The sequence below is a fragment of the Streptomyces sp. GESEQ-4 genome, assembly GCF_017948455.1.
GTDB lineage: Bacteria > Actinomycetota > Actinomycetes > Streptomycetales > Streptomycetaceae > Streptomyces.
In genome coordinates this window covers 31,611-45,943 of record NZ_JAFFSU010000041.1, presented here as the reverse complement: position 1 = coordinate 45,943, position 14,333 = coordinate 31,611, and the positions used below count along the sequence as shown (strand labels likewise).

13 protein-coding genes are annotated in these 14,333 nt (G+C 72.1%); 6 read left to right on the top strand and 7 right to left on the bottom strand.

Going from position 1 to position 14,333, the window contains the following annotated elements; translation table 11 throughout:
• Together KCH48_RS40020 and KCH48_RS40015 are read right to left on the bottom strand one after the other, a co-directional pair.
• Positions 1-790 (bottom strand): DUF2993 domain-containing protein (locus tag KCH48_RS40020; protein WP_210582554.1); only part of this gene is annotated, 790 nt, incomplete at its 3' end.
• Between the two features lie 94 nt (positions 791-884).
• On the bottom strand, positions 885-2,693 hold the full coding sequence (locus KCH48_RS40015) for a bifunctional UDP-sugar hydrolase/5'-nucleotidase (RefSeq protein ID WP_210582553.1): 1,809 nt from the start codon (positions 2,691-2,693) through the stop codon (positions 885-887).
• A 121-nt stretch (positions 2,694-2,814) separates the two neighbouring features.
• Here KCH48_RS40015 and mshD point away from each other — a divergent pair, with 121 nt between their 5' ends.
• Positions 2,815-3,741 (top strand): mycothiol synthase, encoded by a 927-nt coding sequence (gene mshD / locus KCH48_RS40010; RefSeq protein WP_210582552.1) that lies wholly within the window; start codon positions 2,815-2,817, stop codon positions 3,739-3,741.
• A gap of 138 nt (positions 3,742-3,879) precedes the next feature.
• Here the strand turns inward: mshD and KCH48_RS40005 are convergent, their stop codons facing one another.
• Genes KCH48_RS40005 through KCH48_RS39985 form a run of 5 tightly spaced genes read right to left on the bottom strand, consistent with a single transcriptional unit; the run spans position 3,880 to position 8,284 of the window.
• The gene (locus KCH48_RS40005; RefSeq protein ID WP_210582551.1) at positions 3,880-4,515 is read right to left on the bottom strand and encodes an ABC transporter; all 636 of its coding nucleotides are present in this window, start codon (positions 4,513-4,515) and stop codon (positions 3,880-3,882) included.
• Positions 4,503-6,014, bottom strand: a complete 1,512-nt coding sequence (locus KCH48_RS40000; protein WP_210582550.1) for an ABC transporter permease — start codon at positions 6,012-6,014, stop codon at positions 4,503-4,505. Before KCH48_RS40000 ends, KCH48_RS40005 begins: the two co-directional genes overlap by 13 nt.
• A complete protein-coding gene (locus KCH48_RS39995; protein WP_210582549.1) occupies positions 6,011-6,871 on the bottom strand; it encodes an ABC transporter ATP-binding protein in 861 nt (286 codons plus the stop codon). The genes KCH48_RS40000 and KCH48_RS39995 overlap by 4 nt, the downstream gene beginning before the upstream one ends.
• Positions 6,868-7,695 (bottom strand): zf-HC2 domain-containing protein, encoded by an 828-nt coding sequence (locus KCH48_RS39990; RefSeq protein ID WP_210582548.1) that lies wholly within the window; start codon positions 7,693-7,695, stop codon positions 6,868-6,870. Before KCH48_RS39990 ends, KCH48_RS39995 begins: the two co-directional genes overlap by 4 nt.
• Positions 7,696-7,741: 46 nt before the next feature.
• A complete protein-coding gene (locus tag KCH48_RS39985; RefSeq protein WP_210582547.1) occupies positions 7,742-8,284 on the bottom strand; it encodes an RNA polymerase sigma factor in 543 nt (180 codons plus the stop codon).
• Between the two features lie 135 nt (positions 8,285-8,419).
• Here KCH48_RS39985 and KCH48_RS39980 point away from each other — a divergent pair, with 135 nt between their 5' ends.
• The 5 genes from KCH48_RS39980 to KCH48_RS39960 all read left to right on the top strand — a co-directional run bounded on the left by KCH48_RS39980 (position 8,420) and on the right by KCH48_RS39960 (position 14,325).
• Positions 8,420-8,827, top strand: a complete 408-nt coding sequence (locus KCH48_RS39980; RefSeq protein ID WP_210582546.1) for a GntR family transcriptional regulator — start codon at positions 8,420-8,422, stop codon at positions 8,825-8,827.
• Complete coding sequence (locus KCH48_RS39975; RefSeq protein WP_210582545.1) at positions 8,824-9,690, top strand: ABC transporter ATP-binding protein; 867 nt, start codon at positions 8,824-8,826, stop codon at positions 9,688-9,690. Before KCH48_RS39980 ends, KCH48_RS39975 begins: the two co-directional genes overlap by 4 nt.
• Entirely contained in the window at positions 9,687-10,670 is a 984-nt protein-coding gene (locus tag KCH48_RS39970; protein WP_210582544.1) for an ABC transporter permease subunit, read from the top strand. The genes KCH48_RS39975 and KCH48_RS39970 overlap by 4 nt, the downstream gene beginning before the upstream one ends.
• A 312-nt stretch (positions 10,671-10,982) precedes the next feature.
• Entirely contained in the window at positions 10,983-13,214 is a 2,232-nt protein-coding gene (locus KCH48_RS39965; protein ID WP_210582543.1) for an RNA degradosome polyphosphate kinase, read from the top strand.
• Positions 13,195-14,325 (top strand): CHAD domain-containing protein, encoded by a 1,131-nt coding sequence (locus tag KCH48_RS39960; protein ID WP_210582542.1) that lies wholly within the window; start codon positions 13,195-13,197, stop codon positions 14,323-14,325. The genes KCH48_RS39965 and KCH48_RS39960 overlap by 20 nt, the downstream gene beginning before the upstream one ends.
• Positions 14,326-14,333 lie beyond the last annotated feature (8 nt).

The window sequence follows — 14,333 nt, the reverse complement described above, 5'->3', positions numbered from 1 at the left end:
CCGCCGCGTCGGAGGTCAGATGCAGGCCCTCCGAGGCGGCGGTGCCCGGGCGGTACGTCGCCAAGTCCCCGATGTCCAGGCGCATTCCGCCGATGTGCGTCGCGATCCCGCGGTCGCCCTCACGCTGGATGCGGGCCTCGGCGCGCAGCCGCAGGTCGTGTCCGGCGACCGGCAGCGTGCCACGCGCCCGGATACGGTCGTGGCCCTCGCCGGTGAACGTGACCTGGGACGCGCCCAGTTCACGGTTCAGGTCGGCGAACGACAGCAGTACGTCGCCGTCCAGCTCGGGGACGCTCGCGCCGCGCACGGCCGTCGGGCCGTCGGCGTCCAGTCGTACGTCCTTCGCCGTCGCCGACACCTGCGCCAGCGAGACCCGGTCGGCGGCCACGTCGGGCACGGTCACCTTCACCGAGTCCAGGCGCTCGTCGGCGAGTTGCGTGACGAAGGGGAAACCGCTGATCTCGACTTCGGGCGCCGCCGCCAGGTCGAGACGGTCCTTGAGGGAGTCGGCCGCCTGGCGCTCGGCGTACAGCAGGGCCCAGCGGTCGGCGAGGGTGAGGCAGGCGGCGAGGGCGACGATCCCCACCACCGCCTTCATCCCGAGCGAGAGGCCCGCGAAGCGGCCCCGCCTGCGCCGGCCGTTGCGGCGGTGGTTGGGCGGGGACCACTCGTCTTCCGCTTCCTCCTCGGGCTCATGGAGGAACTCCTCCATAGGGCCGTCGTCGAGAGCGGCCAGCTCTTCGTACGGGTTTGAACGATAATGCGTCGCTATGTGGTGGGGGGTACGCATCGTGCCATCCGAACATGCGTACCGGCCCCACCCGCAACCTCTACCCCAGGTATGCGATTTACCTCACGATTTACCTCGCGTTCTACTTCACCATCTACTTCACGATCGTGATCCGGTCCGGCTTCGGCGGCTCGATCGGGTCCGTGGCCGAGGAATTGGCCGTCAGGTACTTCTCGAGAGCGGTCAGGTCGTCCGCGCCGACCAGGTCGTTCGTGCCCAGGCCCAGCGTGGGGAACCCGTCGCCGCCGCCCGCGAGGAAGCTGTTCGTCGCGACGCGGTAGGTGGCGGCCGGGTCGACGGCCGTGCCGTTGAGCTTGATCGAGTCGGTGACGACCCGGTCGGCGCCGGTCTTCGTCAGGTCGAGCGTGTACGTCAGCCCGGCCGAGGGCTGGAGGATCTTCGGCGACGCGGTGTTCACCCCGCTCACCTGCTCCTTGAGCACCTGGATCAGCTGGGTGCCGGTGAAGTCCTGCAGATTCACGGTGTTCGCGAACGGCTGCACCGTGAAGCCCTCGGCGTACGTCACCACACCGTCGCCCTCGGCGCCCTTGGCCGCATAGGTCAGCGGTGCCCGGACACCGCCCGGGTTCATCAGCGCGAGGTCGGTCTCCGCGTCCAGCTCCTTGCCGTACGCCAGCTGCGCGTCGGCGATGAGGTCGCCGATCGGGGACTCCGTACCGGAGTTGCTGATGTCGGCGGAGATGTGGCCGATCGCGCGGTTGCCGATGGGCGCGGCGAGGGTGTTCCACTTGGCGATCAGCTCGGTCATGTCCGTCGCCTTGGGGACGGTCCGGGTGACCACGTGGTTCGCGGACTTGACGGCCGTACGGGCGATGTCACCCGTCCACCGGTCGTACGTCAGCGTGGTGTCCGTGTAGAGGCGGCCGAAGGACGCGGCCGAGGTGACCGTGCGCGGCTTGCCCGACGGGTCGTTGATCGTGCACGCGTACGCGGCGTGGGTGTGCCCGGTGACCAGCGCGTCCACCTGCGGGGTGATGTTCTTGGCGATGTCCACGATCGGGCCGGAGATGCCGTCGCCGGCGCCGGGCGAGTCGCAGTCGTAGTTGTACGCCGCCGAGGCCGGGGCCCCGCCCTCGTGGATGAGGGCGACGATGGACTTCACGCCCTGGCGCTGGAGCACCTTGGCGTACTTGTTGATCGTCTCGACCTCGTCCTTGAACTTGAGGCCCTTGACCCCCTCGGCGGAGACGACACCCGGGGTGTCCTCCAGGGTCACGCCGACGAAGCCGACCTTGACGCCGTTCTTCTTCCAGACCCAGTAGGGCTTGAGGATCGGCTTGTTGGACTTCTCGCCCAGGACGTTCGCCGCGAGGTACGGGAAGTCGGCGCCCTCGAACTCCTCGTCCGCGTAGCAGCCGTCCTTGGGGTGGCAGCCGCCGTTCTGCAGCCGGGCCAGTTCCCTGGCGCCCTCGTCGAACTCGTGGTTGCCGACGCTCGTCACATCGAGCTTCAGCTTGTTCAGCGCCTCGATGGTGGGCTCGTCGTGGAAGAGGCCCGAGATCAGCGGGGAGGCGCCGACCATGTCGCCGCCGGCCGCGGTGATCGAGTACTTGCTGCCCTTGCGCGCGTCACGCAGATGGGTGGCGAGGTACTCGACGCCGCCCGCGTCGATCGTCGACGTGGTGCCGTCCTCGTGCACCTCGGTGACCCGGCCCGAGGAACCGGACGGCGGCTCCAGGTTGCCGTGCAGGTCGTTGAAGGACAGCAGCTGGACGTCCTGGTAGCGGCCAGGCAGATGGTGGCCGCCCTTCTTGCTGTCCGGTGCCGCCCCGGCCGGTATCGCCGCGAGGAGCGCACCGGCGGTCGCCAGTCCCGCCGCTGCTGCGAGAAGTGCGTGTGTACGGCGTCTGCGGCGGTGGTGCGGCTGGGATGTGGCTGGCATGCGCTCCCCTGTGGGTCTGCTGAGGTGAGTGTGGTTCGTAGGGCGGCAGCCTAAAGTCAACGCGCGTAGCGCGACAGGGTTTTCGGTGTTACAACCTGGTTGCCGCCGTACCCTCGTACTCATGACCAGCGACGACACGGCCTACCCGGCCCTCTCCCGCGCCATCGAGACCTACTCCGTGCTCTCCCCGGAACAGACCGAATCCGTGCTCGCGCTGCTGGCGGAGGCCGCGGACCACGACGGGCGGCAGGCGGTGTCCGAGCAGGGGCGGCTGTATCTGCGCGGCGGCGCTCGGGAGGGCATCGCCCATCTCCTCCTCACCGTCGGCGACGAACTCGTCGGCTACGCCCAGTTGGAGGACACCGATCCGGTGGAGGCGCCGGCCGCCGAACTGGTCGTCCATCCCGCGCACCGCGGGCACGGGCACGGGCGCGCGCTGGGCTCGGCCCTCCTTGCCGCGTCCGGGAAGCGGCTACGGGTGTGGGCGCACGGCGGTCACTCGGCTGCGCGGCATCTGGCCCAGGTGCTGGGGCTGACCCTGTTCCGTGAACTGCGCCAGATGCGGCGGCCGTTGACCGACCTCGAGCTGCCCGATCCGGTCCTCCCGCCCGGCGTGACCGTCCGCACCTTCGTCCCCGGTCAGGACGACGCCGCCTGGCTCGCCGTGAACGCCGCCGCCTTCGCCCACCATCCCGAGCAGGGCTCCCTCACCCAGCGGGACCTCGACGACCGTAAGGCCGAGCCGTGGTTCGATCCCGCCGGGTTCTTCCTCGCGGAGCGCGAGGGCGAGCTGATCGGCTTCCACTGGACGAAGGTCCACGCGGCCGACGGGCTGGGCGAGGTGTACGTCGTGGGCGTGCGCCCCGGCGCCCAGGGCGGCGGCCTGGGCAAGGCCCTGACGACGATCGGGCTACGTCACCTCGCGGCGCAGGCCCTCCCGACCGCGATGCTGTACGTCGACGCCGACAACAAGGCGGCGGTGTCGGTGTACGAGCGGCTGGGCTTCGTCACGCACGAGACGGACCTGATGTACCGCACGGAGACCTGACGTTGCGGGGCGCTGCGCGGTGCCGGTCGGGTGCCGGTCCCGTGACGGCGTCGGTCCCGTGACCGGCGTCGTGCCGTGACCGGCGTCGGTCCCGTGACCGGCGTCGTGCCGTGACCGGCGTCGGTCCCGTGACCGGCGTCAGAAAGCGGCCCGCACCCAACGCCTCCGCACCGGCTCCGTCCCGCACGCCCCCCACACCACCACCGCACCGGCCAGCACCATCCACCACCGGTCGTGCGCGGCGCCCCACCGCTCGTCGGTGACGGAGACGAACAGGGCCCAGTCGTCCGGCAGGAGGAGCGGGGTCAGGGCGGCGGACGCGAGCAGGGTCGCCGCGACCAGCGTGCCCGGGGTGGGTTGGTCGGTGCGGTGTACCGCTGCCGCCGCCACCGCCAGGGCCACGGCGAACACCGCGCCCGCCTCCAGCGTGACGTCGGCGAGCGGAGGACGGAGCGACCCAGGAACCAGCAGCACCGCCCCCACCCACCACGCCCCCGCCACCGGTGCGACGAGCGCCGCCCGCAGGGCGTGGCGGATCCAGCGGCGGGTCGGCACCGGTGCCGTCGTGTGCCGGGCGGGGTCGTCCAGGACGAACGCGAGCCCGAGGGCGAAGGCCAGGACGGCGCCCCGGAGGAGGAGCAGGGCCCACCAGGTGTCCAGTCCGAACAGCCGGGGCAACCCCGCGAGCAGCAGTCCCGCCGCCGCGGAAGCGCCCAGCACCCGCCACGGCAGAGCGCGGAGGACCGGCACCACCAGCGCCGTCACTCCTCGCACGAGTCCGCGCCCTTCGGTGCGTCGACGCCCAGCAGCTGGGCGACCCGGCTGGTCTTGACGTCCGGTGCGGTCAGTTCGGCCCAGTTCGCCTTCACCTTCGCGGTGACGGTGTCGCGCGGCTGCTCCAGCAGTTCCCGTACGACGTCGGTGTGACCGGACGTCATGGACAGCGGATCGGTCGGCGACAGGACGGTCGCGGACCCGGACACGCTGTCGTCCACGCGGACGTCGCGCAACGACTGCATCGGGTCGTCCGCCCAGCCCAGCGCGAGCCACATGACGGTGACCATGCGGCCGTCGCATATCCCGCCCGCATCCTTCTCGGTGCCCGTCACCAGCACGGAGGCGACCGCCGCCGAGAACTCGGGGACGCGGTTGCCGCCCCAGCGGGTGCCCACGGTGACCTGGTCCGGGGTGGCCGAAGGTTCCAGCGCGGAGTCGCCGTCCAGGCCGTAGCGGGCGTCGATCCGCTGCCGTACGACGAGTTCGCGGTCCTGCGCGCCGGCACCGGCCAGCGACTTGACGTGATCCACGACGTCCGCCCAGGTCTCCGTCCGCGGCGCCCACTCCGGGAAGGCGCAGTACGTCGAGCCGTCGTGCCGTACGCAGGTCTGTTCCTTCTCCGGCGTCACCGAGACCCGCTCCCGGGCCGCCGTCAGCTCCGGCGAGATGTCCCGTGCCTGGGCGACGGCGCCGGTCAATGTCAGGAGCACCGCCGCGGCCAGGGCACCCGCGACGATCACCTTGCGGCCACCGCTGACCAGCACCGCGACCAGCGCCGCGCACAGGACCAGCCCCGCGAGATACATCGCGTGCCAGGCGGCCGGGCGGCCCAGCAGGTCGGACGGGAGCGTGTTGGCCGTGCTCTCGCCGACCACGGGCGCCAGCCATCGCGTGCCCTGCCCGCTTCCGGTGGGGGCCGCGATCATGACGTAGAAGAAGAGGAAGAAGACCGCCGCCAGCGGAGCCGCCACCACCGACGCCACCAGCCGTGCCATCAGCACCCCGATCGTGCCGAGCAGCAGCACCGTCAGCGGCCCGACGAGGAGCTCCGCCGGAGAACCGTGCCCTATGGCACCCGGCTTGAGCGCCTGCCAGGTGAACTGGCCTCCCACACACAGCGCTGTGAGGAGGGCCGCCGGGACCACGGACAGCGCGTGGGCCGCCGTGCGCTGCCAGGGCAGCAGCACCAGCACCCCGAAGTGGCGTTCCGTGTCCTGCCGCCTGGATCTCAGCACCGCCAGGTTCGCCGACAGCAGTACCGCCAGGGCGACCAGCAGCGGTGCGCCCTGCGTGGCGCGGTCGGCGTCCTGGAGCGCGGGGAAGGCCTCGCGGTCCATGTAGACGATCCAGGCGATGTATCCGGCGAAGGCCAGCAGCACGGGGCTGCTCAGCAGCAGCTTTCGCGTCTCGAAGCGGGCGAGGGCAAACACGGCCGCCCAGGTGTGGCTCGGCGCGGTGGTCACGGCGGGCGGGGCCGCCTGCAGCACGGTGCTCACGCGGCCACCTCCGCGTGCTCGCCGTCGAGGGAGAGGAGGTAGCCGTCCTCCAGGGTGGGGTCGAGGAGTTCGGCGCCGGGGGGCGGGTCGCCGACGTTGCGGTACGTCCCCATCCCCGTCCGCCAGCCCGCCTTCGCGCCCGGCGCGCGCTCCGCGCTGCTCCACACCCGGCCGGCCGCTCGTGCGGTCAGCTCGGCGGGGGTGCCGTCGAAGCGGATGGTGCCGCCCGCCATGACCAGGACCCGGTGGCAGAGCATCGCCACGTCCTCGGTCTGGTGGGTGGACAGCAGGACCGTACGGCCCTCTCCGGCCGTGGCGATCAACTCCCGGAACCGCATGCGCTGTTCGGGGTCGAGGCCGACGGTCGGCTCGTCGAGGACCAGGAAACCGGGGTCGCCGACGAGCGCGGCGGCCAGTGCGACCCGCTGCCGCATACCGCCGGACAGCTTCTTGATCCGCTTGCCGCGTACGTCGGACAGATCGACGCACTCCAGCACCCGCCGCACCTCCCGGTGCCGTGCCGTGCGGTCGGTCAGTTCCTTGAGGATCGCCACGTAGTCGACGAACTCGAAGGACGTGAAGTCCGGGTGGAAACCGGGCGTTTGGGGAAGGTAACCGAGGTTGCGGCGGACCTCCTGGCGGCCGGAGGTGGTCGACGGGTCCTGGCCGAGGACCGTGAAGGCGCCGCTGTCGGCGGGGACCGCGGTGGCGAGCACCCGCAACAGGGTGGTCTTTCCCGCGCCGTTGGGGCCGAGCAGGCCGGTCACACCCGGCGTGAGCCGCAGCGCGACGTCGTCCAGGGCGCGCGTGCCGCCGTAGCGGAGGCTGAGCCCGGAGGCGGAGACGGTGGGGGTCATGCGGGGCTCCCGTGGAAGAGGTCGAAGCGGTCACGGAGGAAGAAGAGGAGACCGGCGGCGAGCACGGCGACGGCGGCTGCCGTGCTCTGACCGGCGGCGGTGAAGGGCGCGAGCGGGCCGTCGGCCGTCGCCTCCGCCACCAGCAGCAGCGCGATCCAGCCCCCGCCGACGAGGGACGGCGCGAGCACCGGCCCCAGCCGCGGGGTCAGCGCGAGCCCGGTCGCGGTCAGGGCGAGCGCGGGCAGCAGCCAGGCGAGGGCGCGCAGGCCGTACGCCGGGAGGGCGAGCGTCGCCAGTCCGTTGAGGGCGAGTCCCGTGGTGAGCACGGCGACCGTCCGGATCATCAGCAGCCGGAACCCGTGCAACGGGGAGACGACGGCCATCTCGTACGTCGGGTCCAGGGCGGGCCCGTACGACACCGCGACCCCGGCGAGGGGCAGCAGCGGCGCGAGGGCGAGGAACAGCTTGGGCGAGTCGGTGACCGGGGACAGGTTCGTCACCAGCACGGTCAGCACGAGCAGCGCGAGGACCGAGCCCAGCCAGGAGCCGCGCATCACCGGCGTCGCCGAGAGCAGCCGCGCCGTGTGATCGGGCACCCCGAGCCGCACCAGCAGCGCCTCGAGCCACCCCGGCCGGGGCACGTCCAGCTCGGCGTCCAGCCGCTCCCAGCCGGCGTCGAGCGCGACCGGGTCGCTGACCTCGGCGAGCACGGCCCGGCAGGGGGAGCAGGCGGTGAGGTGGGTGTCGGTGGACCAGAGGGCGGGGGCGGTCAGCTCGCCGCGGGCGTACGACCGTAGATCTCCTTCAGGTACGTGCCAGGTCATGCGGACACCTCCTCGATTCGTGTGTGGGCGTGCGGGGTTACGTGCGTCATGCCAGTGCCTCCCGCAGTTGCTTGCGGGCACGCATCGCCCGCGTCTTGACCGTGCCGGGCGGAATCCCCAGCACGACGGCGGCCTCGCGGGTGGTCAGCCCGTCGATAACCGTGGCCTGGAGCACCGCGCGCAGCTCCGGTGAGAGCCTCACCAGCGCACCCGCGAGGTCCCCGTGCTCGACCCCCGCGAGCACGCGCTCCTCCGCGGACGCCTCGTCCCGGTGCCGCAGCCGCGTCAGCGCCTGCCGCAGCCGGCCGCGCGCCCCGTCGCCCCGCAGCGCGTCGACGAGGCGCCGCGAGCCGATGCGCCACAGCCACCCGGCCACATCCCCGTCCTCCCGGTAGCGGGCCTTGCCCCGCCACACCGCGAGGAACGTCTCCTGCACGACGTCGTCGACTATCCCGGCGTCGGCGCACCGGCCGCGCAGCCGGGCGGCGAGCCAGGGGGCGAACCGCCGGTACAGCTCCTCGAAGGCACGCCGGTCCCCGTCCGCCGCGATGGCCCGCAGCAGATCCCCGTCGCTTCTCGTTTCGCTCACGTCTCCTCATCGCACCGGCGTCCCGGATCGGTTCACACCCTCGCCCATGACATTCCGGCAGACGTTTCCGGCTTGACTTTCGGGATCACCTTAGACCACCCTTTCACTACTCAAATAGTGAAAGGGGGTTGTCCCATGGTCGAGTACCGCATCGACCGGCACAGCGGCGTGGCCACCTACGTCCAGATCGTCCAGCAGACCAAGCAGGCGCTCCGCCTGGGCCTGCTGGAGCAGGGAGACAAGCTCCCCACGGCCCGCGAGGTCGTCGAAGCCACCGCCATCAACCCCAACACCGTCCTCAAGGCCTACCGCGAACTGGAGCGGGAGGGCCTGGTCGAGGCACGCCGGGGCCTGGGCACCTTCGTCCGCCGGGGACTGAGCACCACCCCCGCCGACTCCCCCCTGCGCGGCGAGCTGGACGCCTGGGCGGACCGGGCCCGCGAGGCGGGGCTCGGACGGGAGGACGTGGCCGCACTCTTCACCGCCGTACTCGACTCACACTTCGCCGCAGGCGAGAAGCACCTCCAGGGAGACCCGTCATGACCGACACGGCCATAGAGGCAGCCGGCCTCGGCAAACGCTTCGGCAAACGCTGGGCGCTGCGGGACTGCACCGTCCGGCTGCCCACCGGACGCGTCTGCGCGGTCGTCGGCCCGAACGGCGCCGGCAAGTCCACACTGCTCGTCCTCGCCGCCGGACTACTGGCGCCCACCGAAGGCACCGTGAGCGTCCTCGGCGGAACTCCCGCGGCGGCACGCGCGCGTGTCGGCTACGTCGGCCAGGACAAGCCGCTGTACCCGCAGCTCACGGTCGCCGAGACACTGCGCATGGGCGCCGACCTCAACCCCGGCCGCTGGGACCTGCCCACCGCCGAGCGGATCGTGGCCGCCGGCGACCTCGACCCCAAGTCCCGGGTGCGCTCCCTCTCCGGCGGCCAACGCACCCGTGTCGCGCTCGCCCTCGCGCTGGCCAAGCGGCCCGAACTGCTGCTCCTGGACGAGCCGATGGCCGACCTCGACCCGCTGGCCCGGCACGAGCTGATGGGCGTCCTGATGTCCCAGGCCGCGCAGTACGGCACCACGATCGTGATGTCCTCGCACGTGGTCGCCGAGCTGGAGGACTCCTGCGACCATCTGCTGCTGGTCGGCGGCGGCCGGGTCCGGCTCGCGGGCGAGCTCGACGAGCTGCTTCAGGTGCACACGCGCGTGTCGGGTCCCGCCGACACGTCCCTCGCCGCGCACCACACCGTCGTCGAATCCCGTACCACCGGCCGCCAGCTCACCGCGCTGCTCCGCCCGTCGGGCCCGCTGCCCGACGACATGCGCACCAGCGCCCCGTCCCTGGAGGACCTGGTCCTCGCCTACCTCCGCAACCCGCAGGCCGACAGCCAGGAGACCCCCGCGTGACCGCCCTGACCGCCCCCGCCCCGACCCCGGCGCCCGCCCCTCACCTGCTGCGCTGGCTGATACGACTCCACCGGCCCGCCCTGTACATCTGGACGGCACTCATCGTCGTCACCTCCGCCACGCTCCTGTGGCTCGGCGGCCCGCTCACCGACGACGCGGCGGTGGCCTGGAGGGAGTACAGAGCGTGCGGGACACCGCCCTGTGTGACGTACGACCAGGACGCGATCGTCCACTACAAGGACATCTACAACTACGCGACCATCGCCGTCCTGGCACTCCCCTTCCTGGTCGCCGCATGGGCAGGCGCCTCGCTGATCGGCCGTGAACTGGAGAACGGCACCGACCGGCTGGCCTGGACCCAGTCCGTCTCCCCCGCCCGCTGGCTCGCCGCCAAGCTCGCCGCACCGGCCGTCCTGGTCACCGCCGGCACCGGACTGCTCGTCCTCCTGCACCATCTGGCCTGGTCGGCGGGGCGGGGCGAGATCGACACCGCCAAGCCCTGGTACGACTCGGCCACCTTCTACGCGGGCGGCCCCATCACCGTCGCCCTCGCCCTGGCCGGTCTCCTCGTCGGCGCCCTCGCGGGCCTGGTCCTGCGCCGCTCACTCGCCGCGCTCGGCGCGGGCGCGGTCGCGGTGGCCGCGCTGTGGCTCACCATCCAGCAGGCGCTGCCGCATCTGTGGCCGCCGGCCACACGGCTCAGCAGCCTGCAGCAAGGCCCGTGGGGTGAGGGCATGGCGGCCGGCCACGGTCTGGTGACCGCGTCCGGCGACCGGATCGCCGACCCCCAGTGCGGCGGCTCGTTCGTCCCGACGTGCAAGGTCACCCTGGAACGCCTCGACGCGACCAGCTACTACAACGACTACCACCCCATTTCCCACTACTGGCCCCTCCAGCTCACCGCGACGGCCATCGTCCTGGCCGTGGCCGCCGCAGCCACCTTGATCGCGTTCCGGCTGGTCAAGCGCCGTACCGGCTGAGGAGCCCCGATGCGCATACGTCCCCGAGAGCGGGTAGGGGACGTATGCGCGGGGCTTCGCGCCGCCCTTCGTACGGAAACCCGGGGGACGTGGACCCCCGGGAGCCGCCCCCCGCTATCCCGCACGTCATGTCGCCGTAACCATTGGTTCAGGCGGGCTTGCGACGCTCAGCGAATGAACCGAGCCGTGCCAGAGCCTTCGACGCCCGAGGAGGGCCGTGCGAGGAACGGGGAGAGCAGACTGGCCGTCGCCGCCCTGCCTCCCGCGTCCTCCGACGCGCCCGTAGCGCTCCCGGCGCGGAACAATGGGTTCATGAGTCAGCCGAACACCCAGGCACAGGTCCAGCACGCCCAGCCGTCCGTGGGTTCCATAGCCGCGCACCGGCCACACACGGTGTCCGCCGCGGTGTCCGACCTGGAACCCGACATCGATGCCGACCTCGACGCCTACGAGGAAGCCCCGTACGACGGGCCGCAGCTGCCCCAGGGCCGCTTCCTCGACCGGGAGCGGAGCTGGCTCGCGTTCAACGAACGGGTCCTGGAGCTCGCCGAGGACCCGAACACGCCGCTGCTGGAGCGGGCGAACTTCCTGGCGATCTTCGCCTCCAACCTGGACGAGTTCTTCATGGTCCGGGTCGCCGGTCTGAAGCGCCGTATCGCCACCGGCGTCGCCACCCGGTCCGCCTCGGGACTCCAGCCCCGCGAGGTGCTGGAGATGATCTGGGCCCGCTCCCGCGAGCTGATGGCCCGGCACGCCGCCTGCTACCACGAGGACGTCGCCCCCGCGCTCGCCGAGGAGGGCATCCACCTGGTCCGCTGGGCCGAGCTGACCGAGAAGGAGCAGGCGCGTCTCTTCACCCTGTTCCGGCACCAGATCTTCCCGGTCCTCACGCCCCTCGCGGTCGACCCGGCGCACCCCTTCCCGTACATCTCCGGCCTCTCGCTGAACCTGGCCGTCGTCGTACGCAACCCCGTCACCGGCCACCGCCACTTCGCCCGCGTGAAGGTGCCGCCGCTGCTGTCCCGCTTCCTGGAGAGCTCCCCCGGCCGGTACGTCCCCATCGAGGACGTCATCGCCGCGCACCTGGAGGAGCTGTTCCCGGGCATGGAGGTCCTGGAGCACCACGCCTTCCGGCTCACCCGGAACGAGGACCTGGAGGTCGAGGAGGACGACGCCGAGAACCTCCTGCAGGCCCTGGAGAAGGAGCTCATGCGGCGCCGCTTCGGGCCGCCGGTGCGCCTGGAGGTCGAGGAGTCCATCGACCGCGAGGTGCTCGACCTGCTGGTGCGGGAGCTGAAGATCAGCGAGGCCGAGGTGTACCCGCTGCCGGGCCCGCTCGACCTCACCGGCCTCTTCCGCATCGGCGGCATCGACCGGCCCGAGCTGAAGTACCGCAAGTTCGTCGCCGGCGTCCACCGCGACCTCGCCGAGGTCGAGTCGGCGTCAGCGGCCGACATCTTCGCCGCGCTGCGCAACCGGGACGTGCTGCTGCACCACCCGTACGACTCCTTCTCCACGTCCGTGCAGGCGTTCCTGGAGCAGGCGGCCGAGGACGACGACGTCCTCGCGATCAAGCAGACCCTGTACCGGACCTCCGGCGACTCCCCGATCGTCAACGCGCTCATAGACGCCGCCGAGGCCGGCAAGCAGGTCCTCGTCCTGGTCGAGATCAAGGCCCGCTTCGACGAGCACGCCAACATCAAGTGGGCGCGCAAGCTGGAGGAGGCCGGCTGCCATGTCGTCTACGGCCTGGTCGGCCTGAAGACGCACTGCAAGCTGTCGCTGGTGGTCCGCCAGGAAGGCGACACGCTACGGCGGTACTGCCACGTCGGCACCGGCAACTACCACCCGAAGACGGCCCGCCTCTACGAGGACCTCGGCCTGCTCACCGCCGACCCCCAGGTCGGCGCGGACCTGTCCGACCTGTTCAACCGGCTGTCGGGATACTCGCGCCGCGAGACCTACCGACGGCTGCTGGTGGCCCCCAAGTCCCTGCGGGACGGTCTGATCGCCCGGATCGACAAGGAGGTCCAGCACCACCGTGCCGGACGCCCCGCGTTCATCCGGATCAAGGTCAACTCGATGGTGGACGAAGCCGTCATCGACGCCCTGTACCGCGCGTCCCAGGCGGGCGTGCCGGTCGACATCTGGGTACGCGGCATCTGCGCGATCCGCCCCGGAGTGGCAGGCCTCTCGGAGAACATCCGGGTCCGCTCGATCCTCGGCCGCTTCCTCGAGCACTCCCGGGTCTTCGCCTACGGCAACGGCGGCGAGCCCGAAGTGTGGATCGGCAGCGCCGACATGATGCACCGCAACCTCGACCGCCGCATCGAGGCCCTGGTGAGGGTCACCGACCCGGCTCACCGCGCCGCGCTCAACCGGCTTCTCGAGAACGGCATGTCCGACACCACCTCGTCCTGGCATCTCGGCCCGGACGGCGAGTGGACCCGGCACGCGCTCGACGCGGACGGCCAGCCCCTGCGGAACATCCAGGAGATGCTCATAGACGCCCGGAGGCGCCGGCGTGGCACAGCAACACCTTGAACCGACGGACCCCACGGCCGGGCTGACCGGGGATGCCCTCGCGGGCTATCTGCGCGCCCAGGCCACGGAGTTCCTCCGTGCGCTGCGGCTGCACCGGGAGACCGGAGGCTCGTCCAACGGCTCGAGCGCGGGATCGGGCTCGGAGGAGGCCGTCGACGCGGCGCGCGCCCTGCGCCACTCGGCCCGCCGCATCAGCGGCAGCCTGCACACCTTCCGCCCCCTGCTCGACCCCGACTGGGCCGAGGCCATCCGCCCCGAACTGTCCTGGCTCTCCGGCACGCTGGCGATGGAACACGCGTACTCGGGCCGCCTGGAGCGGCTGCTGCAGGCACTGCACCGGCTGTCGGGCGCGGTGGGAGGCGTGCCCGGACAGCCGTCCGATGCCACCAGTGGCGTAGCTGCGGGCAGTCGTGCCGCTGGGGCGGCACGGGTGGGCGCAGCGGCACAAAGCGACGCCGGTCCCCCCAGCGGCCAGCCCACGGAACGCGGCACCCTCACCGTAGGCGCCGCCAAAGCAGGCGCCCTCCTCGATCGCCAGCTCACCCTCGCCCGCACCCGGGCCCACTCCACGGCCCTCCAGGCCCTCGGCTCCTCCCGCTTCCACGCGGTCGCCGACCACATCGCCGTACTGGCCAGCGACGTCCCGCTCACGCCGACCGCCCCCTCCGCCGACCTCCGTCCCCTCGCCGCCGCGGCCGAGGAGCGCCTCACCGACGCGATCGCCGCGCTCCCCCTGGTGACGGCCGGCTGCCCGTACAACGCGGAGGCGCTGATCCACGGCCTCTCACCGGACCCGGCCCCGCACCCCCAGGACGCCCCCTGGCACCAGGTCCGCCTGCTGCTGCGCCTGCACCGCTACGCCCTCGAGGTCCTGCACGGCGAGAAGGCACCCGTGGACGCCCGCCTGCTCACCGCGGGCCAGGCCCTCAACCGGCACCGTGACGCCTCGGAGGCGGCGGCCGCCGCGGCCGCCGCGGCACGCACCCCGCGCATCGCCCCGGCGACGGCGTACGCCCTCGGCGTGCTCCACGCCGACCAGCGGCACGAGGTGGAGGCGGCACGTTTCGCCTTCCAGCAGTCATGGCAGAAGCAGGCCGTCGGCACGGCCTGACCCGCACG